The organism is Bacillus sp. 11B20 (assembly GCF_056098985.1).
In genome coordinates this window covers 941677-966776 of record NZ_JBLZWZ010000009.1, presented here as the reverse complement: position 1 = coordinate 966776, position 25100 = coordinate 941677, and the positions used below count along the sequence as shown (strand labels likewise).

The 25100-nt window shown below is 41.2% G+C and carries 25 protein-coding genes, 4 tRNA genes and 1 other annotated feature; of the genes, 26 read left to right on the top strand and 3 right to left on the bottom strand.

The features are described 5' to 3' along the window. The first annotated feature begins 146 nt into the window (after positions 1-146). The 3 genes from ACN6NB_RS19145 to ACN6NB_RS19135 all read left to right on the top strand — a co-directional run bounded on the left by ACN6NB_RS19145 (position 147) and on the right by ACN6NB_RS19135 (position 2930). Entirely contained in the window at positions 147-1436 is a 1290-nt protein-coding gene (locus ACN6NB_RS19145; RefSeq protein ID WP_474253543.1) for an adenylosuccinate synthase, read from the top strand. Between the two features lie 136 nt (positions 1437-1572). Next, complete coding sequence (locus tag ACN6NB_RS19140) at positions 1573-2706, top strand: DUF418 domain-containing protein (protein WP_059376739.1); 1134 nt, start codon at positions 1573-1575, stop codon at positions 2704-2706. A gap of 14 nt (positions 2707-2720) precedes the next feature. Further along, positions 2721-2930: a hypothetical protein gene (locus ACN6NB_RS19135; RefSeq protein ID WP_039182844.1), complete on the top strand. Its 210-nt coding sequence runs from the start codon at positions 2721-2723 to the stop codon at positions 2928-2930. Positions 2931-2959: 29 nt separating this feature from the next. Here ACN6NB_RS19135 and ACN6NB_RS19130 read toward each other — a convergent pair whose 3' ends face one another. Continuing rightward, entirely contained in the window at positions 2960-3484 is a 525-nt protein-coding gene (locus ACN6NB_RS19130) for a peroxiredoxin family protein (protein WP_474253542.1), read from the bottom strand. A gap of 342 nt (positions 3485-3826) precedes the next feature. On the opposite strand from ACN6NB_RS19130, the gene ACN6NB_RS19125 reads away from it, so the two are divergent. From ACN6NB_RS19125 to ACN6NB_RS19075, 11 genes are all read left to right on the top strand, one after another. Further along, positions 3827-3902, top strand: a tRNA-Lys gene (locus ACN6NB_RS19125). A gap of 6 nt (positions 3903-3908) precedes the next feature. Continuing rightward, a tRNA-Glu gene (locus tag ACN6NB_RS19120) sits at positions 3909-3980 on the top strand. A gap of 82 nt (positions 3981-4062) precedes the next feature. Then, a tRNA-Asp gene (locus tag ACN6NB_RS19115) sits at positions 4063-4139 on the top strand. Positions 4140-4166: 27 nt separating this feature from the next. After that, positions 4167-4239 (top strand) — tRNA-Phe (locus ACN6NB_RS19110). A gap of 347 nt (positions 4240-4586) precedes the next feature. After that, positions 4587-5294, top strand: a complete 708-nt coding sequence (yycF, locus tag ACN6NB_RS19105) for a response regulator YycF (protein WP_024424030.1) — start codon at positions 4587-4589, stop codon at positions 5292-5294. Positions 5295-5301: 7 nt separating this feature from the next. Further along, positions 5302-7140, top strand: a complete 1839-nt coding sequence (gene walK / locus ACN6NB_RS19100) for a cell wall metabolism sensor histidine kinase WalK (RefSeq protein ID WP_024424029.1) — start codon at positions 5302-5304, stop codon at positions 7138-7140. Continuing rightward, positions 7130-8509, top strand: a complete 1380-nt coding sequence (yycH, locus tag ACN6NB_RS19095) for a two-component system activity regulator YycH (RefSeq protein ID WP_474253541.1) — start codon at positions 7130-7132, stop codon at positions 8507-8509. Before walK ends, yycH begins: the two co-directional genes overlap by 11 nt. Continuing rightward, positions 8496-9359: a two-component system regulatory protein YycI gene (locus ACN6NB_RS19090; RefSeq protein ID WP_126682570.1), complete on the top strand. Its 864-nt coding sequence runs from the start codon at positions 8496-8498 to the stop codon at positions 9357-9359. The genes yycH and ACN6NB_RS19090 overlap by 14 nt, the downstream gene beginning before the upstream one ends. A 6-nt stretch (positions 9360-9365) precedes the next feature. Then, a complete protein-coding gene (locus ACN6NB_RS19085) occupies positions 9366-10160 on the top strand; it encodes an MBL fold metallo-hydrolase (RefSeq protein WP_024424026.1) in 795 nt (264 codons plus the stop codon). 78 nt (positions 10161-10238) lie between these two features. Then, positions 10239-11429, top strand: coding sequence for a S1C family serine protease (locus tag ACN6NB_RS19080; protein WP_371412197.1), 1191 nt, complete (start codon positions 10239-10241; stop codon positions 11427-11429). 68 nt (positions 11430-11497) lie between these two features. Further along, entirely contained in the window at positions 11498-11962 is a 465-nt protein-coding gene (locus ACN6NB_RS19075) for a GNAT family N-acetyltransferase (protein WP_106025382.1), read from the top strand. 39 nt (positions 11963-12001) lie between these two features. On the opposite strand, the gene ACN6NB_RS19070 is transcribed toward ACN6NB_RS19075, so the two are convergent. Then, complete coding sequence (locus ACN6NB_RS19070; protein WP_058838360.1) at positions 12002-12883, bottom strand: ABC transporter ATP-binding protein; 882 nt, start codon at positions 12881-12883, stop codon at positions 12002-12004. Next, complete coding sequence (locus ACN6NB_RS19065) at positions 12884-13573, bottom strand: ABC-2 transporter permease (protein ID WP_058838361.1); 690 nt, start codon at positions 13571-13573, stop codon at positions 12884-12886. Positions 13574-13765: 192 nt separating this feature from the next. Beyond that, positions 13766-14036, top strand: a binding site (T-box leader). 111 nt (positions 14037-14147) lie between these two features. Between ACN6NB_RS19065 and ACN6NB_RS19060 the strand changes: the two genes are divergently transcribed. The 12 genes from ACN6NB_RS19060 (at position 14148) to ACN6NB_RS19005 (ending at position 25063) form a co-directional block, all read left to right on the top strand. Then, positions 14148-15008 carry an SAM hydrolase/SAM-dependent halogenase family protein gene (locus tag ACN6NB_RS19060; RefSeq protein ID WP_024427616.1) on the top strand — a complete coding sequence of 287 codons (861 nt, stop codon included), beginning with the start codon at positions 14148-14150 and terminating at the stop codon, positions 15006-15008. A 14-nt stretch (positions 15009-15022) separates the two neighbouring features. Continuing rightward, positions 15023-15580 carry an ECF-type riboflavin transporter substrate-binding protein gene (locus ACN6NB_RS19055; protein ID WP_024424020.1) on the top strand — a complete coding sequence of 186 codons (558 nt, stop codon included), beginning with the start codon at positions 15023-15025 and terminating at the stop codon, positions 15578-15580. A 19-nt stretch (positions 15581-15599) separates the two neighbouring features. After that, positions 15600-17315, top strand: a complete 1716-nt coding sequence (locus tag ACN6NB_RS19050) for an ABC transporter ATP-binding protein (RefSeq protein ID WP_327842001.1) — start codon at positions 15600-15602, stop codon at positions 17313-17315. Then, complete coding sequence (locus ACN6NB_RS19045) at positions 17306-18136, top strand: energy-coupling factor transporter transmembrane component T family protein (protein WP_003215200.1); 831 nt, start codon at positions 17306-17308, stop codon at positions 18134-18136. Before ACN6NB_RS19050 ends, ACN6NB_RS19045 begins: the two co-directional genes overlap by 10 nt. Positions 18137-18297: 161 nt before the next feature. Beyond that, positions 18298-18468, top strand: a complete 171-nt coding sequence (locus ACN6NB_RS19040; RefSeq protein ID WP_008360116.1) for a CxxH/CxxC protein — start codon at positions 18298-18300, stop codon at positions 18466-18468. An 80-nt stretch (positions 18469-18548) separates the two neighbouring features. Beyond that, positions 18549-19028, top strand: a complete 480-nt coding sequence (gene rlmH / locus ACN6NB_RS19035) for a 23S rRNA (pseudouridine(1915)-N(3))-methyltransferase RlmH (RefSeq protein ID WP_340868838.1) — start codon at positions 18549-18551, stop codon at positions 19026-19028. A 94-nt stretch (positions 19029-19122) separates the two neighbouring features. After that, the gene (locus ACN6NB_RS19030) at positions 19123-21102 is read left to right on the top strand and encodes an AAA-like domain-containing protein (protein ID WP_144491812.1); all 1980 of its coding nucleotides are present in this window, start codon (positions 19123-19125) and stop codon (positions 21100-21102) included. Between the two features lie 464 nt (positions 21103-21566). Beyond that, the gene (locus tag ACN6NB_RS19025) at positions 21567-22415 is read left to right on the top strand and encodes an MBL fold metallo-hydrolase (RefSeq protein ID WP_144491813.1); all 849 of its coding nucleotides are present in this window, start codon (positions 21567-21569) and stop codon (positions 22413-22415) included. A 149-nt stretch (positions 22416-22564) separates the two neighbouring features. Further along, positions 22565-23155: a Crp/Fnr family transcriptional regulator gene (locus ACN6NB_RS19020; protein WP_039182796.1), complete on the top strand. Its 591-nt coding sequence runs from the start codon at positions 22565-22567 to the stop codon at positions 23153-23155. A gap of 70 nt (positions 23156-23225) precedes the next feature. Continuing rightward, positions 23226-23567 carry a darcynin family protein gene (locus ACN6NB_RS19015; RefSeq protein WP_039183409.1) on the top strand — a complete coding sequence of 114 codons (342 nt, stop codon included), beginning with the start codon at positions 23226-23228 and terminating at the stop codon, positions 23565-23567. Between the two features lie 105 nt (positions 23568-23672). Next, the gene (locus tag ACN6NB_RS19010) at positions 23673-24179 is read left to right on the top strand and encodes an LURP-one-related/scramblase family protein (protein WP_144491814.1); all 507 of its coding nucleotides are present in this window, start codon (positions 23673-23675) and stop codon (positions 24177-24179) included. A gap of 8 nt (positions 24180-24187) precedes the next feature. Further along, a complete protein-coding gene (locus ACN6NB_RS19005; protein ID WP_268501878.1) occupies positions 24188-25063 on the top strand; it encodes a LysR family transcriptional regulator in 876 nt (291 codons plus the stop codon). The last annotated feature ends 37 nt before the right edge of the window (positions 25064-25100 follow it).

Here is a 25100-nt window from a genome sequence, read left to right as displayed (position 1 = left end):
AGCGCTTTTCTATATATTTAAAGCGAACAAAATTTGATTTCGAGATATTAATGTTCGGATTTCGCGTTGACTTTTTCGGTGTGCATTGATAAAATAAATGTGTTTGAAAGAGATAACGTTTTGAAAGGTTAACGGAGGTGCACGATATGTCTTCAGTAGTCGTAGTAGGTACGCAGTGGGGTGACGAAGGGAAAGGGAAAATTACCGATTTCCTTTCAGAAAATGCAGAGGTGATTGCCCGTTATCAAGGGGGAAACAATGCAGGTCACACGATCAAATTTGATGGAGTGACATACAAGCTACACCTCATTCCATCCGGTATTTTTTATAAAGAGAAAACTTGTGTCATCGGTAATGGAATGGTGGTTGATCCTAAAGCGTTGGTCACTGAGCTTGCGTATCTTCACGAACGGAATGTGAGTACAGATAACCTCAGAATCAGCAATAGAGCCCATGTTATTCTGCCTTACCATTTAAAATTGGACGAGGTAGAAGAAGAGCGGAAAGGGGCTAACAAGATCGGCACGACGAAAAAAGGAATCGGACCAGCTTATATGGACAAAGCAGCTCGCGTCGGTATCCGTGTCGCAGATCTATTAGATCGTGAAGTATTTGAAGAGAAGCTTGCACGTAATCTAGAAGAGAAAAATCGTCTTTTAGAGAAAATGTACGACACAGAAGGCTTCAAGATTGAAGATATTTTAGACGAGTATTATGAATATGGCCAGCAAGTGAAAAAATATGTCGTAGACACATCTGTTGTTCTGAATGATGCACTAGATGAAGGCCGCCGCGTGCTATTTGAAGGAGCACAAGGGGTCATGCTTGATATCGATCAAGGGACATACCCATTTGTGACGTCATCTAACCCAGTAGCTGGAGGAGTGACGATTGGTTCTGGTGTAGGACCAACGAAAATTCAACATGTGGTCGGCGTGTCAAAAGCGTACACAACACGTGTTGGAGATGGCCCATTCCCGACAGAACTCCATGATGAAATTGGCGATCAAATTCGTGAGGTTGGCCGTGAATACGGTACGACAACTGGACGCCCGCGCCGTGTCGGCTGGTTTGACAGCGTTGTTGTCCGTCATGCACGCCGTGTGAGCGGAATTACAGATTTATCTCTTAACTCAATTGATGTACTAACAGGGATTGAAAAGTTGAAAATCTGTGTTGCTTATAAATTGAACGGAGAAATCACAGAGGAATTCCCAGCAAGCCTAAACGAATTAGCGAAATGTGAGCCTGTCTACGAAGAAATGCCTGGATGGACAGAGGATATTACAGGTGTGAAGAACTTAAGTGAACTGCCTGCAAATGTCCGCCATTATTTAGAACGCATTTCACAATTAACAGGTATTCCACTTTCCATTTTCTCAGTCGGACCAGATCGTTCACAAACGAACGTTGTCCGCAGCGTGTACCGTCCATAAGAATAGATTGATGAGACACCAGTAAAATCTCGCATTTTACTGGTGTTTTTTTGTTTAAATATTCCTTAATTTCAGTAGAGCGGACTTCCGGTCATTACCAAAATATGATAACTGTATAGAGGGAAGGAGCGTTCTAGTGAAAGAAAGAATACGATTATTAGATATTTTACGAGGTTTTGCCATACTAGGCACATTGGGAACGAACGTCTGGTTTTTTGCGTACACAGGGGATACCTTTGCGACAGATCAGATTGCGGATGAATATGAAAATGGCAGTTTTCTTGAAAGCCTTGTCTCCATGTTCGTTTATGGAAAAATGCTCTCGCTGCTCACGATCATGTTTGGTGTTGGATTGGAGCTGAAATACCAGCAGGCAAAAAGGAAAAACACGCCTTGGCCGGGCACTTATTTATGGATTCTTTTATTTTTATTTATCGAAGGCTTTGTCCATTTTGCGCTCGTGATGGAATATGATGTGCTCATGAGTTATGCCGTTACTGGGCTGCTTGTGGCTTACATTGTACGGGGAGGCAGCAGGCGTATCAAAAAAGGCATGATATTCTCAGGTGTGATTCATCTACTCGTCATGTCATGTTTGATGGTGTACTCCCTCTCTGACATGGAGTCAGCGGCCGATGATCAAAACGGTGAACCGGCGCTGGAAGAGCAGCTTCCAGAGACATGGATCTCGCAGGTTCAAGAACGGTTACAATACTTTTTCATGTACCGAGAAGAAGCAATCTTTATCATTCCAATGAACACATTTCTGTTTTTATTAGGTGTGCGGATGATGAGAGCCGGTGTATTTTATGCAAATGAACGCGGACAATCTCTCCGGAAAATATTGTTCCGAATCGGACTGTGGGTTGGTCTGCCGCTGAATGCACTAGTCTTCGTTCCAAACGATCTAGTGGAATTTGCGGTGCGCTACGCCTTTTCACCATTCCTCTCTATTTTCTATATAGCTGTCATTGCGAAGCTCCTCGCACGCACGGAGTCATGGTTCATGTGGAATTGGTTTGAATATGTAGGGAAAATGGCGCTTAGCTGCTACATCCTGCAAAATGTCATCTGCTCCATTCTTTTTTATAGTTGGGGATTGGGTCTTGGCGGTCAAATCAATGCGCCCCTTATTGTATTGGCATGGCTGTTAATTTCCCTTCTGCAAATCGCGATTTCAGCAGTTTGCCTAAAGGTTTGGAGAATTGGACCAATGGAATATATCCGTTCACGGGCACTTCGCAGGGTGACGATGAAAAAAGCATCATAAAGGGGATAGACAATATGTTTTTTAAAAAAATGACGAAAAAAGAACAAGCGAATGCACATCAAGCGGCTGTGCCGGCATTTGTCTTTTATCTTCTCGCATTAGGAGGGCATGCGTTGTACGCGTATTTCCAAGGTGACAGGCCACCGGTTACTTTTGTCATTTTAATGGCGGGACTCCTTGTTTTTTTCTCCGCCGACTGGTTATTTAACAAAAAACATTCATAAAAACAGCCCTCATCACGAGGGCTTTTTTCTTACTTCAGGCTTTTATATTGGCCTTTTAAGTTTTTACGGATGTACTGAATGATTTTGCGTAATTCGTTTGCATGCGGTCTGCCAAACGGACTTGTTTGTCTTTGCTGATAGAGCACTTGCCCTTTTTCATTTAATAAGAAATAGGCGGGTTCACCATGCACCCCGTGGTCTTCATATGGGGCATCTTCCCCGTGATAGTGGACTTCATATGCTTTTAAAGACGTGAGGTCATGGTCATACATGATTGGGAAGGACAGTCCCTCTTTCTCCGCAAATGCCTTCAAGTCATCAGGGTTATCGGTTGAAATCGCCATCAAGTGAATATCCTTGTCCTGAAAATAGGACTGCTGCTGTTCGAGCTCTTTTAATTCTTCTACACATACCGGACACCAAGATCCTCTAAAGAAAACGATCAGGTGCCAGCTTTGATGCTCCTCTAAATGTTTGTCGAAATCAATGTGATCGCCCTGTATTGTTGGAAGTGAAAAGTTGGGCATTTTATCTCCTAATTTGAATGAACTCATACTGCTTCCTCCTTTTTCAATGACAATGTCACTTGTTTCATGTATAGCCATTTTTGAGCGGCCTGAAACGTGTCTATGTGTTTGAATAGGCAGAAATCATCCGAAAAGACGTATTTAATGAATGCGGTTGCAGAAGTGGAGGCTTTGAAAGCAGATTTGACATCCGACACTTTTTTTAAAAAAATGTCGAAAAACGTATTGCCATATGTAATTATTCTATGATATTATAAATCTCGTTGTTGCAAAGGTCTCTGAAACTTGTTAGGATGCGATGTTCCAGCTTTTTTAAAGCGATTGGTTTGACGCAATACAACTTCTTCAGATTTACTTTTCACAAACCGAGAGCCATTAGCTCAGTTGGTAGAGCATCTGACTTTTAATCAGAGGGTCGAAGGTTCGAGTCCTTCATGGCTCACCATGTATTGGCCCGTTGGTCAAGCGGTTAAGACACCGCCCTTTCACGGCGGTAACACGGGTTCGAATCCCGTACGGGTCATTGATTTACTTTAGCGTTAAGCTAATTTTTTCCTCACTTGCTTGAAGGAGCACCACGATTGCTTTTTCGGGCAAGTTACTGAGGTCCGGTAGTTCAGTTGGTTAGAATGCCTGCCTGTCACGCAGGAGGTCGCGGGTTCGAGTCCCGTCCGGACCGCCATTTATACATATTCATCTTTTTGATGATGGCTCGGTAGCTCAGTTGGTAGAGCAACGGACTGAAAATCCGTGTGTCGGCGGTTCGATTCCGTCCCGAGCCACTTCCAAACGCATCTGCAATCGCAGGTGCGTTTTTATTATGAAAAGAAGGCATAAAAAGGGAGAAGCCGGACCTAGGTAGGGCCCGGCTCCATAAGAAGAAGACGTTACATCTATATAGACGGCTGATGATTGGAAAAGTTTCAATAAAAAAGGAAAAAGTCATCAATTTTTTTGAGCGGCGCCTTCCTATCCAACGTTTACTAGAAAAGAAAGCCGTTATTATTTTTATCTTTGCCTCGTAAAACGTTATAATAGACAGTGAGCCTTTTTTTCGTAAACGGAAAAGGCGTAATGATATATGCAAAATGGAATGACATAGATGCTAAAAATGCAGGAGGAAATCACAATGGAAAAAAAGATTCTTGTCGTAGATGATGAAAAACCGATTGCTGATATATTGGAATTTAATTTAAGGAAAGAGGGCTATGAGGTCCATTGTGCATATGATGGAAACGAAGCCCTTGAAATGGTAGAAGAAATTAAGCCGGACATTATTCTGCTCGACATTATGCTGCCGAATAAAGATGGTGTTGAAGTATGCCGTGAAGTGAGAAAGAAATACGACATGCCCATTATCATGCTGACAGCAAAAGACTCTGAAATTGATAAAGTCATCGGCCTTGAGCTTGGCGCAGATGATTATGTGACAAAGCCTTTCAGCACGCGTGAGCTGCTTGCCCGCGTGAAAGCGAATTTGAGAAGACAAACCGCTGCTCCGCAGACGGAGGAAGAATCTGAATCAAATGATATTGAGGTTGGATCACTCGTCATTTATCCAGATGCGTATGTGGTGTCTAAGCGTGAGGAAACGATTGAATTGACGCACCGTGAGTTCGAATTGCTTCATTACTTAGCGAAACATATCGGACAAGTCATGACACGTGAGCACTTGCTGCAAACCGTATGGGGCTACGATTACTTCGGAGATGTCCGTACAGTAGACGTTACAGTCCGCCGTCTTCGTGAAAAGATTGAAGACAACCCTAGCCATCCGAGCTGGATCGTGACAAGACGAGGCGTCGGCTACTATTTAAGAAACCCAGAGCAGGACTAAGATTCTTATGAGTAAAGTAGGTTTTTTTCGCTCGATTCACTTCAAATTGACCTTGATTTACGTGCTGCTGATCATCGTCGCCATGCAGATCATTGGCGTGTACTTTGTGAAGCAGCTAGAGCAGTCCTTAATTAATTCATATGATAATTCCTTGAATCAGCGAATCTACTCGTTATCGTATTACCTAGAACAAGATTCATCGAAAAGCAAGGCAGAATTAAAAGAGGATGCTCAAAAGATATTGAACGATTTTAACAACAAAGATGAGTCTAATGAAATCTCTGAAGTCAGCTATATTGACGAAAGCAGAGAGGTCATTGCCTCTGTCAATAATGGCAGCCAAGAGATTGCCGGCAAGAAAATCACTGATCAAATCATTAGCCGTATTTTCGCGGTTGGCAAAGACTATGAAAAAAAATTCTATGACCCTGAATCAAATAAAAGGGTGCGTATTTCTGCGACAGCCGTAAAAAATGAGAACCAAGAGACCGTTGGTGTGATTTATGTTGTGTCTTCAATGGAAAGTGTGTTTAACCAAATGCGAACCATTAACACCATTTTGGCAACAGGGACACTGATTGCACTTGGGACGACTGCTCTACTTGGTATTTTCATCTTCAGAACGATCACTCATCCTATTTCAGATATGAGAAAGCAAGCGATCGAGCTTGCCAAAGGAAACTTCTCCAGGAAGGTCCGGAAGTATGGGCATGATGAGATTGGCCAGCTTGCGACAACCTTTAACCATCTGACGAGAGAGCTGGAGGAAGCTCAGCTGATGACGGAGGGTGAGCGGAAAAAGCTTTCTTCTGTTATTGCCTATATGACGGACGGCGTCATCGCAACGAATCAAAACGGTGCAATTATTCTATTAAACAGCCCCGCATTAGAGCTGTTGAATGTTTCACGTGAAACAGCATTAGAGATGCCGATTACGTCTTTACTTGGATTAGAGGAAACTCATACATTTGAAGATTTAGTCGAAAATCAAGACTCCATGCTGATCGAAATTGAACGAGAAGACCAGCTGTCTGTATTGCGTGTTAATTTCTCCGTTATTCAGAAAGAGCATGGGAAAATTGATGGCTTAATTGCGGTCATTTATGATGTCACTGAGCAGGAGAAAATTGATGCTGAGCGCCGTGAATTCGTCGCGAACGTATCGCATGAGCTGCGCACACCGCTGACGACGATGCGAAGCTACCTTGAGGCGCTGGCTGAAGGGGCGATTGGTGATAAGGAGCTTGCGCCAAGATTCCTTAGTGTCACACAAAATGAAACTGAGCGCATGATCCGGCTTGTCAATGACCTGCTGCAGCTGTCTAAGTTCGACAGCAAGGATTATCAATTCAACCGTGAGTGGACGAACTTTATCAGGTTTATCTCGCTCGTCATTGATCGTTTTGAGATGACGAAGGAGCAGCATGTCGATTTTATCCGCAACCTGCCGCAGCGTGAAGTATATGTGGAAATCGATCAAGATAAAATTACACAGGTGCTCGATAATATCATTTCCAATGCCATGAAATACTCACCAGAGGGTGGACACATCACGTTTACCGTCGATCTGGATGAGGAGAAAGGCCTTGTGTTATTCAGCGTGAAAGATGAAGGAATCGGTATTCCGAAGAAGGATATGGATAAAATCTTTGAACGTTTTTATCGAGTGGATAAAGCAAGAACAAGAAAGCTTGGCGGAACCGGCCTAGGTCTTGCGATTGCAAAAGAAATGGTTCAGGCTCATGGCGGAGATATTTGGGCTGACAGCATTGAAGGAAAAGGGACAACGGTGACCTTTACCCTTCCGTACAATGAAGAACAAGAGGATGATTGGGATGAAGCGTGAGACCTTTAAAACCATAATATTGACAATCCTAATTGCGATCAGTCTTGTATTTACGTGGAATATCTGGATGTTCCAGCCCGTCATGCAGGATCAGGCAGATACAGGCACACAGGTCGTGGAAACGAAGAAGATTTCAAGCGACGAGCCTAGAAGTCTCATTGATGTCGTGAAGCCGCGCGAGATGTTTATCCATTCAAATGGGGAGCATTTTAAAGTAGATCAAAAGGAACTCTTTCAAAACTTTTGGAATGATGTGAGCCTTTGGGATGTCAAAGAGGTTAATGATGTGTCGGATCAATATTCCGAGCAGAAATTTAAGAATTTCTTCTATGGACGCGAAGGGCAAGGAAAGACATTGGATCTTGTATTCAATGATCCGATTCCGATTGATATTTTCCAGGCGCTCTTTAAATGGCCGAACAAGTCCATTGAATACAACTCGTTTGATCGGATGATTGTGCCGTTCGCTCAGCAGGATAAGGCCAATAAGAAAGTGTACTTGGTCTCATACAGCAAGGAAACGGTGCTTGAGCTGACAATTGAGTCCGCCAACTACCGTAATCTAATGGCCAGTATCGCTGCCGCTCAAAACGAGATGCCGCGCTATGATCTTTATACATTCTCTACGAATTCTAAACGAGATTTCCTTCTTCCGAGAAAGCAAAAGCAGCTTGAAGCGAAAATGTTCTTTATCGAAACGATTAAGACAAACAAGTTCAAAGACGCTTTGTTTACGGACCCGAGTCTTGTCGGTGAGGAATCTAATTTAAACCGGACGGTGTACACAGATGGCACAAGCCGCCTTGAAGCCAATCAAAAAGACCACCGCATTCAATATCAGCATCGCAATATCAATTCCAGCACTGTTTTCCAAACGGGGGATTTGATCAAGCGAAGCGTGAAATATTTCAATGATACGGGAAGCTTTACTGATGACTACCAATACTTTGGCATCAACAGAAACCAGCAGCTGTCCTTCAATATGTTTATGGACGGTCTGCCGATTGTGAACAGTACAAAGCATCCATTTGGGATGACCTCCCTTGAAGTCCAATGGGCGAATGATGACATTTTGAATTACAAGCGTCCAAACTATATTCTTGGCAATAAAGCGAGTCAAAGTGAACAGGTCAAGCTGATGAACGGGACAGAGCTGAAGGACTTGATCATCAAGCAGACGAAATATGATGACTTGGAGAAAATTGAACAGATTTTCCCGGCATATCAAGCTGTTTCAACTGCATCAGATCAAGATCAAGGGATGTTTGTCTGGCTGGAGCCTGTATGGTGTATGAAGTATAACGGCAAAACCGTGATTCTATCGAATGATCTTTTGACAGAGGGGAGCGAGAATCATGGAGTGGAATAAGACCAAAACGATCTTTATCCTAGCCTTTCTCGTTCTCGATATCTTTCTAGGTTTTCAATACTTTGAAAAACGGTCAACCGATCATTTTGCGATTATCGAAAAAACGGATACGCTGGAAGAAATGAAGGCAGACGGGATCAAATATGGCAATCTATCAGATGAAGCGAAGATTGGATACCGCATTACAGCTGAAAAGAAGCAATATACAAAAAAGGATGTCGACGGATTAGCTGATCAAAAGGCGAAAAGCACATTCCCGAAAACAGATAAAGATGATCCTGTCACGCTGCTTGAAATGACCTTCAATAAGCCAGTTGCCTTGCCGAAAAAGGATATCAAAACAGCGGCGACGAACCTTGTGAACCAGCGATTGCTGGATGGGAAGAATTATAAGCTGTGGAATATAGATGAAGAGACAGGGAAAATCGTCTTTTTCCAAACGTATAAAGGGAAATACATCTTCCAAGAAGGCCTGGATGACACCGAAACCATCGGTAAAATCACCTTAGATCTCAACGATCAAAACGAAGTTGTTTCTTATCAGCAGTCAATGGTGACGTCGATTAATGAAGTGAGAAAAGAAACACTTGTCCCAGCACTTGAAACCGTGAAGGACTTATATACGCAAAATATGCTGAGCCAAAACACGACCGTGAAAAAGGTAGAGCTTGGTTACTATACGCAATACCCGGGGGCAAGCACGCAAGTCATGGTTCCTGTATGGCGTGTGGAGCTTGAAGGCGTATCAGCAGGTTCAAAGAAAAAGACAGAGGAAGAATATTTGATCAATGCCATCGATGGCTCAACACTTGATCATATAGAGAAAGATGACAAATCTTCAATGGAGTGAGAGAACATGAGCTTGCAGTTCAGTGTACTAGCGAGCGGAAGTACGGGGAACGCTTTTTATTTAGAAACAGACGAGCATGCCTTTTTGGTCGATGCTGGTTTAAGCGGCAAACAGATGGTCGAGCTGCTTGGCCAAATCGACCGCAAGCCTGAAGACTTGGACGGCATTTTTGTGACACACGAGCACTCCGATCATATTAAAGGGCTTGGTGTCATGGCAAGAAAGTACAAGCTTCCTGTCTATGCAAATGCGAAAACATGGAAGGCGATGGAGTCTCATATCGGAAAAATTGATACAGAGCAGAAATTCCATTTTGATATGGAGACCGTTCAATCCTTTGGCGGTCTTGATGTCGAGTCATTTGGCGTCTCACACGATGCGGCAGAGCCTATGTTTTACGTATTCCATTATGGAGGGCGCAAACTTGCGCTCATGACGGATACCGGCTATGTGAGTGACCGCATGAAAGGCATTATTAAGTCAGCCAATACGTTTGTGTTTGAGAGCAATCATGATGTCGGTATGCTGCAAATGGGCCGATACCCATGGAGCATTAAGCGTAGAATTCTGAGCGATGTCGGACATGTATCGAATGAAGATGCTGCTCTTGCGATGACAGATGTCATTGGAGATGCCACCTCACGCATTTATTTGGCTCACTTGAGTCAAGACAACAACATGAAGGATTTAGCCCGTATGGCGGTCCAGCAGACGCTTGAAATGAAGGGCTTTGTTGTTGGGGACGGCTTTGATTTATTTGATACGGACCCGAAAAAAGCAACCCCGCTTTGCGCCGTATGATTTTTACAATCGTATGATTAAGATAAGAGCTTCTTACCAACACTATATACATCATCTATTCACTGAAAGGAAGGAAACATAGTGGATTATCGCGATGTAGAGTGGAAGCCGAGACGAAGCAGAAAAGGATATTTTCTTTCTGGTTTGATCGGTGTATTGGTAGGAGCTTTTTTAATGGGATTCTTTTTCCCCTATGTATCTGGACAGAGCGGCAGTCCCTTTGGATGGCAGCAAAATGGTGATGGACAAACATCTCAGGGCCCTTTAAAAACTGTGAATGTGAACGTCAATGATGCTGTCACGAAAGTGGTGTCTAATATGTCAGATACGGTAGTCGGCGTCATTAATATCCAAAAGTCGAGCTTTTGGGAGGAAGGCGGAGAAGCAGGCAGCGGGTCAGGTGTGATCTATAAAAAAAAGGGTGACACGTTTTATATTGTCACAAACCATCACGTCATCAAAGGCGCCAACCAGCTTGAAGTGAGCCTTCATGATGGGACAAGAATTGGTGCCAATCTTGTCGGCAGTGATCAGCTTATGGATTTAGCAGTTCTCACTGTCAAAAGTGATAAAATCAAGAAAACGGCGGCCTTCGGTAACTCAGATCATGTGAAGCCGGGTGAGCCAGTCATCGCCATTGGAAATCCATTAGGGCTTGAATTCGCAGGCTCTGTCACACAAGGGGTCATTTCGGGCACGGAGCGAGCGATCCCTGTCGACTCAAATGGAGACGGACAAACGGATTGGAATGCAGAAGTACTGCAAACAGACGCCGCCATCAATCCTGGAAACAGCGGTGGTGCCTTGATCAATATGGACGGAAAAGTGATCGGCATCAACTCAATGAAGATTGCTGAATCAGAGGTAGAAGGAATCGGGCTGTCCATTCCAGCGAATTTGGTTATCCCTGTCATAGAGGATTTAGAGCGCTACGGAGAGGTGAAGCGTCCGTATCTTGGCGTCGGCATGAAATCATTAGCGGATATTGCGAGTTACCACTGGCAGGAAACATTGAAACTGCCATCCAAGGTCACATCTGGGGTTGTTGTCATGAGTGTTGAGCCTTTATCTCCAGCAGGAAAAGCGGGACTAAAAGAGCTGGATGTCGTGACCTCCTTTGATGGCAAAAGTGTACAGAATATCGTAGATCTTCGTAAATACTTATATCAAAAGAAGGTCGGCGATAAGGTAAGAGTGCAATTTTACCGAAGCGGGAAGAAAAAATCAGCAGAGATTAAACTTTCTCAAACCGACCGATATGGCAGCTAACCAGTTCCAGTAAGGGACTGGTTTTTTTGGCATGACTGACATATGATGAAGAAAAGGGGGTTGTACGATTGGTTACACTACAACGGATGTCACAAACCGATTACGATGTATTGATAAAGAAGGCCATTCAGCGGTACGCGGAAGAAAAGGTACTCGCAGGAACATGGGAAAAGGAAGAATCACTTGCGAACGCAGAAGAACAATTTGACAGGCTTCTTCCAGAAGGACTTCAGACAGAGCATCATGAGCTATGGAATTTCTTAAACGGAGATGAAGCGATTGGCTGGGTTTGGCTTTGCTATGACCCGAATCACCCGCAGCACGAAGGATTTATTTATAACTTTATTTTGTTTGAAGCTTATCGAGGAAAAGGCTTTGCAAAGCAGGCTATTGCTGCATTAGAAAAGGAGGCAAAGTCATTAGGTGTGCAAAAACTCTCGCTCCATGTCTTTGCTCACAATCAAATCGCCCGTTCACTGTACGAAAAAACGGGATTTGCAGAAACTGGGATCTATATGAGTAAATCTTTATAAAAAAGAAGAAGTACCGTGCAGAAAGCGTACGGTACTTTTTTATGAGGACATCATGGCATCCTGAGCCGTGACTCTGTATAAATCGACTTTACACTTCACGAAAGCGCGAATGATCGCTGGAACTTGAGCTTCTGAACGAATTAACAATGAGGTCTCGTCATCACTGATCACAAGATCTGTTCCGACAGTTTGTAGGTACTGCGTGAGAACAGGTTTCACCTCATCATCAATCCATGCATGCTTGAAGGTTGCACGTATGTTTGAGGATGTGATGGTTTTCTCTTGAGGATGAGTATGTGGGGACACTAATTTTCCTTCAGAAATGAATGCAGTTTTGGTACAAATACTATTGGTGAACCTTGGGCGGTCAGCTGTTAAAAAGACGGTTTTTCCTTCATCCTTTAATGCTTCAATGACCCGCTGGATGTGCAAGATCGAATCTGCATCAATATCGGCAAAAGGCTCGTCGAGTAAAATAAATTCCGGCTGATGGGCGATGGCCTGCGCCATTCCAAGCCGCTTTTTCATACCAGGTGTGAAGGCACCGACCTTCTCCTGATGATCATGATGTAAGCCGACAAATTCGAGCAGTTCTTCATAATCACTCGTTTTCTGGCGTGTTCCGGTGATTTTTGATAAATAGGCAATATGCTCAAGAGCCGTAAGACCTTCATATAAATCCGTATATTCAGGCAGAACACCGATATGCTGCCTCACTTTTTTTAGCGAAGGCTTATTCATCACTGTAAACGTACCAGAGGTAGGGCGGGAGATTCCGGTAATAATATTGAAAAACGTCGTCTTACCAGATCCCTTTGGTCCAATGAGTCCGAAGATATCGCCTTGATTGACATCAAGATTAATATCATCTATTGCGACTTTTGTACGATATTTTTTTGTAAGCCCTTTTGTATGAAGCATCTACACATCCCTCCTTTGAAACAGCAGTGCAGTTCCAATGAGTAAGATAACGGTCAATGCCGTGTTCATTAGGACGTAGGTCAGCGGTTCACTCCAGCGCGCATAATAATAAGGCGTCATATATTGGAACCAATGAATCATTCGTTCTGAAGAAAGAACAGAAATCATACTGACGATTGGGAAAAGAAAGGAAAATAACATGCCGACAAACATTGATTTCTGCGGTGTTGGAAAGAGCATGGATAAAAATAAAGCACATGAGATACCGACACTGATAAAGGTTAAGATTTTTAACGCATCAGAGAACAAAAAACGGTGTGAAATCATCATATTCAGGACATATGTCGTCATAATACAGCTAAGCCAAAACAGCATCAGTCCAAGATATTTCCCGATGATGATGTTCAAACGGGTTGTTTTACTGACGAGAAAACGAATGGTTTTCAAATGAATTTCGCGGCTTAAAATATCATGAGACAACAAAAAAATAAGGAAAAAACCAAATAAAGAAATCACCAGTTCATTCCCAATAGAATAAGGATCCTTTGCCAGTTCCCATTGTTCCTGATGAGCAGCGATAAATGGAAGACTTGAAACAAAAGTAGATAAAATGAAAATAATAACAATTGTTAAAATAGATTTTGTGCTTTTGAAGAGCTGCTTAAACTCATTCATACAGATGGTCCACACACGCTGTACCTCCCTTCACCTTTATTATACCCCTAGAATAGAAAGACACCATATCTTGCTCTTTAACATTTGTTTAAATTTCATAAAAAGAAGACTCTTCCAGCACCAGTTGACTCATTTTTAAAAATGTTCAGAAAAATATCTTGATTTATGAAAAAATATCATGTATGATAGCTTTAATTCAAGATAATTATACAGGCAATGACGAGAGAAAGTACAATCATCAATTTTTCCACAGAGAGCTTCGGCAGCTGAAAAGAAGCAAAAATAATGATTCGAAAAATGGTCTCTGAGCCTCGTGCTGAACATATCTATGATATTAGTAGGTGACGACGAGAGTTGGTACTCGTTATCAAAACCACAGTATATGAGCCAGATTGGAGCTTTGTACTTGTAGAGGCTGTTTAGCGCGAGCAAACAGTAAATAAAGGTGGTACCACGAGACAAATACCTCGTCCTTATGATTCAAAGATAAGGATGGGGTATTTTTTATTGTCCACTTTTTTTCATACAATTGTTCAAATGTTCCACGTGAAACACCACATCCATTTTTTCAAATGAAAGGGAGATTGACATGAGTGAACATGCATTGGTTTTACAATCAGATTTCGGCATTGATGATGGAGCTGTCAGTGCGATGTACGGAGTGGCAAATACGGTCAGCAGCAGCATCCGCATTTTTGATTTAACACACAATATTCCGCAGTATGACATTTGGGAAGCTTCTTATCGTCTGCTTCAAACCGTCACATACTGGCCGGAAGAGACGGTATTCGTTTCCGTCGTTGACCCAGGTGTTGGGTCAGAGAGAAAAAGTCTTGTTGTTAAAACGACAAGCTCACACTATATCATTACCCCAGATAACGGGACACTCACGCACGTCGCGCAGGATATTGGCATTGTGGAAGCCCGTTATTTAGATGAAACCATTAACCGGCTGCCAAAGTCGGGAAAATCACATACATTCCATGGGAGAGATATTTACGCTTATACAGGGGCAAGAATTGCATCAGGTGTCATTTCTTTTGAAGAGGTTGGGCCAAAGGCGAATATTGATGATATTATCCATCTTCCAGTCGTACAGGCATATGCGGAAGAAGATGTGATCACAGGGACGATTGATATTTTAGATGTGAGATTTGGAAACCTATGGACAAACATTCATCACACGCTATTTGAACAGCTTTCAATTAATTATGGGGATGCAATAGAAGTTACCATTGCCAACGGGCCAAAAAATGTGTATAAAAATATCATGACCTATGGACGATCTTTTGCCGACTTAAAGGTAGGCGAACCACTCGTATATGTCAATTCACTAGACCATTTAGGCGTGGCGATCAATCAAGGGTCATTTGCAAAGGCTTATAACATCGGTACAGGCACAGGCTGGCGCCTTTCGATTCGCAAAGCTCCGCGCATTATATACGAATAAGAGGAGGATACATCATGGCAGGAAAACAACTTTCAACGAAAACTGTCGTTGCTATTGGAATTGGCGCAGCCGTCTTTGTGATTTTAGGACGATTTGTCTCCATTCCAACTGGAATTCCGAATACACAAATTGAAACCTCATACGCATTCCTTGCATTAATGGCCGTGCTATTTGGTCCTGTTGCAGGCGCATTGATTGGTTTTATTGGCCATCTCATTAAAGATGCGACCACATTTGGCCCTTGGTGGAGCTGGATTATTGTTTCGGGTGTCGTTGGTTTATTGATCGGCTTTATTTCTAACCGTTTAAAAGTAGAAGAGGGAGACTTCGGCTGGAAGAAAATCACGCTTTTCAACGCCGTACAAGCAGGCGCACAGGCATTAGGCTGGTTTATCATTGCTCCTGTGCTCGACATTGTGATCTATGCAGAACCTGCGAACAAAGTATTTGTTCAAGGCATTGTGGCAGGAATTTCGAACATCATCACAGTTGGTGTACTAGGAACCATCATCATTGCAGCCTATGCAAAAACGAGAAGCAAAAGCGGCAGTCTATCGAAAGAAACATCATGAAGCAAGGTGGAACACATAAATGAAGAAACCGATGATTCAATTCGAACATTTCGGATTCAAGTATCGCAGTCAGGCAGAACCAACATTAAAGGATATCAACCTGACCATCTATGAAGGAGAAAAAGTTCTCATCGCAGGCCCGTCTGGATCGGGAAAAAGCACACTAGCCCATTGTATCAATGGGCTAGTTCCTGCGTCTTATAAAGGTTCTATGGAAGGAAGTCTTCACATCGGCGGGAAAAATGCAGAGAAAGAGAACATTTTCTCCCTCTCCCAGCTTGTCGGAACGGTGCTTCAGGACCCTGATGGACAATTCATAGGGTTGACCGTTGGAGAAGACATCGCATTTACACTTGAAAATGATCAAGTCACACGAGAAGAAATGAAAACACGTGTCGAGGAAGCAGCTAGATTAACAGAGGTAGACGGCAAGTTGGCATCGTCCGTGCATGAGCTGTCAGGCGGGCAAAAACAACGTGTCGCCATTGCGGGTGTACTTGTCAACGATGTCGACATTTTACTGTTTGATGAACCACTTGCAAGCCTTGATCCCGCAACAGGTAAAGAAGTCATCGACCTCATTGACCGGCTGCAAAAACAAACGAAAAAAACCATTGTGATGGTTGAGCACCGATTAGAAGACGTCCTCTTCCGTCATGTGGATCGCATCATCGTTGTCAATGAAGGAACGATTGTAGCGGATATGACACCAGATGAATTGCTCGCTTCAAATGTTCTAGAAGCGGCGTATTTACGTGAGCCTTTATATGTAAAGGCGATGAAATATGCAGGCATTCCGGTCGCGCCTGGAGATCAAATCGCTGATTTACAGCGTCTCATCTTAGACGATGAGGCAAAAGAGAAAATTGAGAAGTGGATGGAAGCGTCTGAACCATCAGTAGAGCAGATTGCAGCACAGGATTTACTAGAAGTGCGTGAGCTGAGTTTTGATTATCCAACAAGACCAAACACGCTGAGAAACATCTCTTTTACGGTCAAAAAAGGAGAAATGATCAGCATCGCAGGAGCCAATGGAGCAGGCAAGACAACATTATCTAAGGTGCTCTGTGCGTTTGAAAAGCCAACGAAAGGCTCAATTCTTTTAAATGGTGATGACATCACAGGAGATACGATCAAACAGCGCTCCGAACGAATCGGCGTCGTCATGCAAAACCCCAATCAAATGATTTCAAAACAAATGATTTTTGATGAAGTCGCACTCGGTCTCGTTTTAAGAGGCGTAAAGGAAGAAGAGATCAAAGAACGGGTGGAGCGGGTCCTAAAAGTGTGTGGGCTGTATCCATTTCGGAACTGGCCGGTTTCAGCGCTCAGCTTTGGACAGAAAAAACGCGTCACCATTGCGTCAATTCTTGTATTAGAGCCAGAAATCCTCATCCTAGATGAACCAACCGCAGGACAGGACTTTAAACATTACACAGAGATGATGACGTTTTTAGAACAATTAAATCAGCAGGGTGTCACGATTTTCATGATCACCCATGATATGCACTTAATGCTAGAATACACAACAAGAACCATTGTCATTTCAGATGGAGAAAAAATCGCAGATGATACACCAGCCAAAGTACTGACAGATCAGCTGCTTGTCCAAAAGGCGAGCTTAAAGGAAACTTCGCTGTATGAACTGGCGCTGAAAGCTGATTGGCCGAATCCAAATGAACTCGTGGATCGCTTCATTGAGGTTGACAGAAAGGAACGAATGACATGGCTGTAGACATGCTGTCCTATATCGATCGCCCGTCGCCGATTCACCGGCTGACAGGTGCCACCAAACTCATTTGCTTTATCCTCTGGTCATCCGCAGCGATGCTCACGTATGATACAGGCGTTTTAGTGTTTATGCTAGTTGCTAGTATCGTGTTCTTTCAGCTATCAAACGTGCGATTTCGTGATATTTCCTTCGTGGTGATCGTCCTGGCGATTTTCCTAGTGATTAATAACATCGCCATTTACATCTTTGCGCCTCAGCAAGGTGTCGCCATCTACGGAGCAAAGCATGAGCTGTTTCATATTGCCGGCTGGTACAACGTCACACTTGAACAGCTTTTCTATCAGTTGAACATTACGCTAAAATATGTGACCGTGATGCCAGCAGCGCTTTTATTTATTGTGACAACAAATCCAAGTGAATTTGCCTCATCGCTCAGCAGAATCGGGGTCAGCTACCGGATTTCCTATGCGGTAGCGATTGCTCTTCGCTATATTCCAGATATTCAGCGGGATTTTCGCACGATCGCGATTTCTCAGCAAGCAAGAGGAATTGATTTATCAAAGAATGAAAAGCTGGGGAAACGGATCAAAAATGCGTTATCGATTGTCATGCCGCTGATTTTCTCCAGCTTGGAGCGGATTGAAACGATCAGCAATGCAATGGAGCTGCGCGGGTTTGGAAAGCATAAAAAGCGTACATGGTTTACGGCAAAAGACTTTCAAAAAGCAGATTATGTGGCGTTCATATTTGTTGGTGCGGTACTGATTGTTTCGTTAGTGATTACATTTGTTAGAGGAACGAGATTTTATAATCCATTTTTATAGAAAGAAGCCTTCACAGGAGTGGAGGCTTCTTTCTTTAGTTTGTGGATAAAAGGTGTGGAAAATGGTAAAAGACTATTAACATGTGAATAAATCGGTTATATTGAACAATGAGCGAAACACTTGTGAATAACGAGACAACAAATTGGAGGAATCAGAAACTTATGAACAAATCACTTTATGCTTGTGCAGAACACATAGAAACCGTATTAGACATGTACATAGATGATCACGAAACGCCACCAGAATTCAGAAAAATCGAACATACACACAGTTTATCCACAACCTGTGAATTGTGTGATGAACCTGCAATATATATAGTGGGGAACGAATGATCGGACACAAAATACACAAATTTTATCCACAATTGTTGATAACTTATATGAATAACTTGTTCTTAAGGTGGGGATGACCTGTGAATATATCAATTATCACAGTAGGAAAATTAAAAGAGAAATATTTAAAGCAAGGCATAGCCGAATACACAAAACGATTACAAGCCTATGCGAAAATCGAAATCATTGAGCTTGCGGACGAAAAAGCACCCGAGAATCTCAGCGATCAAGACATGAAAATCATCAAAGACAAAGAAGGAGAACGCATCCTAAGCAAAATCAACCCAGACGCCCACGTCATCGCCCTCGCCATCGAAGGAAAGATGAAAACTTCCGAAGAATTAGCCGATACAATAGATAAGCTAGCAACATACGGAAAAAGTAAGGTATGTTTCATCATAGGTGGATCCCTTGGCTTAAGCGATGCTGTGATGCAGCGTGCGAATGAGAAACTGTCGTTTTCGAAGATGACGTTCCCGCATCAGTTGATGAGGCTGGTGTTGGTGGAGCAGATTTATCGGGCGTTTCGGATTGTGCGAGGGGAGCCTTATCATAAGTGAGTGGGGTTTTTAATTTGTTATAAAATTCCTTTTTCCGGAATAAGTTTCTAAATTGGTCTTTGCAATTTATATTATATTACTTGAGGTGATGAGTATGAATCAAAATGTAGTTTCTAATGGTCGTGTTATCAAAGGTATTAAGTATAAATTAAATATAAAAGGAAGTGATATTGAGAGAAACATTGTAAAAAATTTTTCTAGATTTTTTGGTGTAACTTTTTCTAAAATAGAAAAATTCAAGAATACTGAATATAATTTTAGTTTTTTACAACCCGGTGACGAATATAGAGAGAAATTCAATATGTATAATGAATTTCTCTTGTTATTTTCTCCTTTTCAAGATTTTGATAGAAGGGTACTAGACTTTGTGGATAAAACGCTTACAGATTATGACAATAGATTAGATAAGGTATGCATTTTCTTAGTAAGTAGGGATTTAAATATTACTAATAAAATTGCGGCTTTAAATAACGAAAATAAGGATTCAAAATTAATTGTTCCTTTTACATATGATGAATTCACAAAAAGTAAACTTACTAAAGAAGAAGTTGAAAATAAATTAAGACAGTATTTTTATAGTCGTGATTTGTTTGCTATAGAATCTCCTATTAGAAATGATAGTTATTTTTTTGGTAGGAAGAAAATAGTACAAGAATTTTACTCTAAGTATACAAGTGGTGAACAGGGTGGTTTATTTGGTCTGAGAAAAATCGGCAAAACTTCAGTACTCTATGCTTTAATGAGAACAATAGATTCTAAAGATGGTAGATATATCTTTATTGATTGTCAAAACCCATCCGTACATGCATTAAGATGGTATGAATTATTGCAAAGTATTACTAATAAACTTATAGAAGAATATGAGATTCAGTTAGATATTTCAAACTTTATTTTTGACGAAAAATATGCAGCCTTTAGTTTTGAAAAAATAATGATACAAATTTATAAAGAATTAGATGAGAAAAGAATACTTTTAATATTTGATGAAATAGAAATGATTTCTATTGATACTGCTAGTTCAGATCATTGGAGAAATAGTTTAGATTTTGTTTACTTTTGGCAAACTATTAGAGCGTTTTATCAGGAACATCAAAATGAGATATGTTTTTTAGTTGCAGGAGTTAATCCTCATTGTGTAGAAGTGGCATCAATTCAGGGAATTGATAATCCTATTTTTTCTATGATTAATCCAGTTTACTTAGATTTATTTGGTATTGAGGATGTTAAAAATATGGTTAGTAGCATAGGAAAATACATGGGTTTAGATTTTGAACAGGAAATATATACAAAGCTAGTTGAAGATTATGGAGGACATCCATTTCTAATTAGACATATTTGTAGTTTAATTAATAAGTCAGCATCTTTAGATAGGCCAATTAAAGTTAATAAATATGATTATTTAAGAGAAAAAGAAAATTATGATATTGGGATATCGAAATATATCGAACAAATAATACAAGTACTAAAAAACTCTTATCCAAATGAATATGCTTTATTAGAATCTTTAGCTGTTCAAGGAAATGATATATTTCTTACAAAATTAGGAATGGGTAATTTCGCTACTATACAACATTTAGTTGGTTATGGAGTTTTAAAGAAATATAAAGAGAGTTATTTTATTACTATAGAAGCGTTATCAATTCACTTGAAAAATAATAGTATTTTACTGAGTGATGATTCTATGGAAGCAAAAAGAACTGCAATTAGTATGCGTAGAAACAATATAGAGATTAAGTTAAGAAATTTAATTCACACAGTATTCGTCACTAAATATGGTAAAAAAGAAGCTAGAGAAAAGATTTTAAAAGCAAAAAAAACAGATGAAAGAACAAGGTTTGAAGGTATACCAACAAATGAACTTATGGAACAGGCTTATTATTTTCCTGAATTGAAAGTTTTAATTGATAAGAATTGGGAAGATTTTTCTAAAGTTTTTGAAGATAAAGTAAAATTTAAAATGCATATGGATATTATAAATATTTATAGAGTTGATGCTCATGCTAAAAATATTCAAGAGGAAGAATATTTTATGGCTAATATGGCTCTAAAATGGTTTGAGGATTGTATAATATAAACCTAATTGAGATTCTTTCTATTAGAAATGATATACTTCATTAAGGAGAAAAAGGATGCATTTAATCAGTAAACTATCAGACGAAGAATTGATTAAAGCATATGGAGAAGTATTAAGGAATTTAAAAAACGAAGAATTATTAGAAGTAAGAAATTATTAGGTGATTTGGGAGAGTATTTGGCAATAAATCAATATTGGAACACCCGAGGGCTACCAAATACCTTTCAGATAATAAAGTAACTTGTCTACAATATATTTTTTAAGAATTATATAAACATCAAAGTGTAGAGTTAACATTTATTCATATTGTACTTTTATCAAATAATGGGAACTCACCTCACTTTACCATCCCATGCATTAAGTGAGCTAGAGTAATAGCATCCAGCTGCTAATATCTAAATGATTAAAAACATTACAGTGTTAATGTTAACGAAGGGGAAAAAATTTTAGAAAGCAGGCACACCATGCACACAATCAAAAAAATAGGCCAAACCTTCTCCTACATCACACCAGTATCACTCACCGACCGCCCCATCCTAGGTATGGTCGTAGGCAATAACAAAACATTAATGATCGATGCTGGTAACTCGGAAGATCATGCCAAATACTTTATCAAAGAAACCATAAAACACGAGAACGCCAAGCCCGATCTCGTTGTCCTCACGCATTGGCATTGGGATCATATTTTTGGTCTGCCAGCGCTGTCTGATTCGGTTTCGATTGCTTCTGCAAAGACCAGAAAGGAAATGGAGAAGCTTGTTCCGTTTTCGTGGTCAGATGATGCGATTGATGAGCGGGTGAGGGAAGGAACGGAGATTGAGTTCTGTGCGAAGGCGATCAAAGAAGAATATCAGGATCATCGAGATATTCAGGTGGTTTTACCGGATGTGACGTTTGACCAGCGGATGGAGATTGATCTTGGTGGGGTCACTTGCGTCGTGCAACATGTTGGAGGCGATCATGCTGCTGATTCCGTGATCGTGTATGTGAAAGAAGAGAAAATCCTGTTTCTTGGTGATTGTATTTATCCTAAAATGTATGCCGAAAAAGTACATTATACGGTGAAGGAAACGTTGCGTCTTTTAGATGAGTTAGATGCTTTTGATGCTGATATGTATATTCCTTCACACCAAAGACCGTTGACAAAAGAGGAGTTTCGTCAGGAAACAGACAAACTTCGGATGATAGCGAAATTCACTGATCTATTTGGTGGAGATAAGCAGAAAATCACGAAAGAATATCAACATTATGTGAACAGAGAACTGAAAGAAGATGAATTAGAAACCATTGCTTACTTTGTAAATGGGTATTAAATAAACACTAAAAAAAGTCTCATTTGAGTGATTTTCCTCAAACGAGACTTTTTTTGCATCACGTATTGTGACAGACTTATTTTTAGCATTGATCATAAAAACAATCCCCAAGTAGGTTTGAGTTTTCCTTATTAGGAGGTAAAAAACAGATGGACAAAATAACTGACCCATACGACACTTTCAAAACCAAAATATCCAAATATCCAATCGAACAAAATCATTGGCAAGCCTTCAAAGATGGAACAACAATTAAACAATTAAAAGCGGGTACATGCATGGTCAAGGCTGGCGATCTTGTGAAACACGCTTATTTCTGCATAACGGGGCTCTTCCGTCTCTTCTATTTGTTACCGGATGGAAGGGAGTACAACGTGGCTTTTACGTTGGAAGATGATTTTGCTACTTCTTATGCAAGTATGATCAACAGGCAGCCTTCTCCTTATTCGATTGAAGCGATGGAGGATTCTATTGTGATTGAAATTCCGTATGATCTGCTTCAAATGTTGATGGATAGAAGTCATATGTGGGAGCGGTTTGTTCGGGTTAGTGTAGAGAGGCTGTATACGAGAAAGGAAGAGCGTGAGAGGGAACTGCTTTATTTGCCAGCAATTGAGCGATATCAGGCGTTTTTATTGAAATATCCCGGGTTACATCAACGTATCGCTCAATATCATATTGCCTCATATATTGGTATTTCTCCGGTTTCGTTGAGCAGGCTGCTCCATCCTGCTGAACATTAACCTATGTTAATGCACATTCTCTAGATCTGACGTACAATCATCACATCATAGAAGAATCGGGGGTATGATGATGAAATATATGATGGTTGTTTTATTAGAGTTCTACCCATCTTGGCTTGCTTTACCACGAGAGGAGCGCAGAACCCATGCGGCTTCGCTGCAAGAGTTGATGCAGAAATATGAGGAACATGTGACGGTGCGCTTTTTTGATGCTGAAGCTCTTCCAGGTAAAGATTACACAGATTTTGTGATGTGTGAAACGGAAGACCTGAAGTTCTATCATTTTATGTGGGAAGAGATTAGGGATTCTATTCCTTACACAAGTGGTTATGTCAAAATTAAAGAAGTCATCATGGGAATGGAAAATGCTTTTCAAACATATGAAAAAGAGTCTCTGAAAATGGATCAGTAATCGAAAACCACCTGCTATCAGGTGGTTTTTTGTACATTCTATTTTTTGGTATAATCAGAGGTAATGTAAGAACGGATAAATTTTTGAACTGAATCGGAGGTACATATGAAACAGCTTTACATGAAGCAGAAAGTATTTAGCCTGAGCGGCAGATTTACGGTAAAGGATCAACAGGAGAAGGATGTGTATGTGGTAGAAGGCAGCTTTATGAAGATGCCGAAGACGTTTACCATTTTGAATACAGAACGAGATGAAATCGCTGTGATTACGAAGAAAATGTTTACCTTTTTACCGAAGTTTTTTGTAGAAGTTGATGGTCAAGAGGTATTGACGATTAAAAAAGAGTTTACGTTTTTTAAAGCAAAATATTCAATTGATGCTGCTGGGATCGAAGTGCAAGGTAACTGGTGGGATATGAATTTCCAAGTGCTGCAGAATGGCGAAGTGATCGGTCAGGTGAAGAAGGAATGGTTTACTTGGGGTGACAGCTATAAGGTTGATATTTTGAAAGAAGAGATGGAGCCTGTGATGATTGCGCTCGTTGTTGCGATTGATTGTGTGAAAGCTGATGAAGCAGCGTCTAGGTCTTCGTCGTCGGCAACGACGAATTAATAAGTGAGGTGAGCACACTGATCACATTCCAATACAAAGTATTTCTAACAGTCGTCGAATGCGGGAGTTTTACAAAAGCCGGGGAGAAGCTTGGGCTGACGCAGTCTGGGGTGAGTCATAATATTGCGAAGCTTGAGGCGGAACTCGGGATTGTGCTGCTTCGACGGAATCGAAACGGGCTGTCGTTGACAGACGCAGGTGAGCGGGTGATGCCTCATATCCGGCAAATCTTGCATCATGCGGCATTGCTTGAGCAGGAGGCGGCGCTAATTCAAGGGATGGAAGTGGGGAGCATCAAGATTGGGACATTTCCTAGTTTTTCTTCAAATGTTCTACCACGCCTTATTCACCGTTTTACGCAATGCTATCCGCATATCAAGCTGGAGTTATATGAAGGCGGTTATGAGGAGATTGAGGAATGGATCGCTTCAGGCACGGTTGATGTTGGTTTTTTAACGCAGTCATCGAGGGAATTCGAGACCATTCCACTTTTTCAAGATGAATTGGTGGTGCTCATACAAGAGAATCATCGCTTTCATACGAAGAATGTGATCGAAGTTGATTCATTACATGATGAAGCCTTTATCATGCCGAAAGCGGGCTGCGACATACTCGTCAAGAAGCTGTTAAAAGAAAGAGGCGGCGTGAAGCCTCATGTTTTGTTTGAAATTGAAGACAACAATACGCTCATTTCTATGGTGCAAGAAGGGCTTGGGGTCACGATTATTCCAAAATTAGTGTTACCGCCGCACATACCTCATACGAAAGTCATTCCACTGGAGACGAGCGTCTTTCGTGAGGTCAACTTGGCGCTCAAATCGTTCAAAGCAGCTTCCCCATCGACCAAGAGGTGGATCGAAACGGTCAAAAATCATTTTAAATAGAATCAGCTTGAACAGGAAGTCCCCATTCAAGCTGGTG

Bases quoted from the DNA above. Each gene is read 5' to 3' on its own strand.
- ACN6NB_RS19015 (WP_039183409.1), top strand. From the start codon at position 23,226: ATGAAATATATGATGGTTGTTTTATTAGAGTTCTACCCATCTTGGCTT.
- ACN6NB_RS19020 (WP_039182796.1), top strand. From the start codon at position 22,565: ATGGACAAAATAACTGACCCATACGACACTTTCAAAACCAAAATATCC.
- ACN6NB_RS19060 (WP_024427616.1), top strand. From the start codon at position 14,148: ATGAGTGAACATGCATTGGTTTTACAATCAGATTTCGGCATTGATGAT.
- ACN6NB_RS19040 (WP_008360116.1), top strand. From the start codon at position 18,298: ATGAACAAATCACTTTATGCTTGTGCAGAACACATAGAAACCGTATTA.
- ACN6NB_RS19045 (WP_003215200.1), top strand. From the start codon at position 17,306: ATGGCTGTAGACATGCTGTCCTATATCGATCGCCCGTCGCCGATTCAC.
- ACN6NB_RS19025 (WP_144491813.1), top strand. From the start codon at position 21,567: ATGCACACAATCAAAAAAATAGGCCAAACCTTCTCCTACATCACACCA.
- ACN6NB_RS19090 (WP_126682570.1), top strand. From the start codon at position 8,496: ATGGAGTGGAATAAGACCAAAACGATCTTTATCCTAGCCTTTCTCGTT.
- ACN6NB_RS19130 (WP_474253542.1), bottom strand. From the start codon at position 3,484: ATGAGTTCATTCAAATTAGGAGATAAAATGCCCAACTTTTCACTTCCA.
- yycH (WP_474253541.1), top strand. From the start codon at position 7,130: ATGAAGCGTGAGACCTTTAAAACCATAATATTGACAATCCTAATTGCG.
- ACN6NB_RS19070 (WP_058838360.1), bottom strand. From the start codon at position 12,883: ATGCTTCATACAAAAGGGCTTACAAAAAAATATCGTACAAAAGTCGCA.
- yycF (WP_024424030.1), top strand. From the start codon at position 4,587: ATGGAAAAAAAGATTCTTGTCGTAGATGATGAAAAACCGATTGCTGAT.
- ACN6NB_RS19085 (WP_024424026.1), top strand. From the start codon at position 9,366: ATGAGCTTGCAGTTCAGTGTACTAGCGAGCGGAAGTACGGGGAACGCT.
- ACN6NB_RS19030 (WP_144491812.1), top strand. From the start codon at position 19,123: ATGAATCAAAATGTAGTTTCTAATGGTCGTGTTATCAAAGGTATTAAG.
- ACN6NB_RS19135 (WP_039182844.1), top strand. From the start codon at position 2,721: ATGTTTTTTAAAAAAATGACGAAAAAAGAACAAGCGAATGCACATCAA.
- walK (WP_024424029.1), top strand. From the start codon at position 5,302: ATGAGTAAAGTAGGTTTTTTTCGCTCGATTCACTTCAAATTGACCTTG.
- ACN6NB_RS19055 (WP_024424020.1), top strand. From the start codon at position 15,023: ATGGCAGGAAAACAACTTTCAACGAAAACTGTCGTTGCTATTGGAATT.
- ACN6NB_RS19145 (WP_474253543.1), top strand. From the start codon at position 147: ATGTCTTCAGTAGTCGTAGTAGGTACGCAGTGGGGTGACGAAGGGAAA.
- ACN6NB_RS19050 (WP_327842001.1), top strand. From the start codon at position 15,600: ATGAAGAAACCGATGATTCAATTCGAACATTTCGGATTCAAGTATCGC.
- ACN6NB_RS19010 (WP_144491814.1), top strand. From the start codon at position 23,673: ATGAAACAGCTTTACATGAAGCAGAAAGTATTTAGCCTGAGCGGCAGA.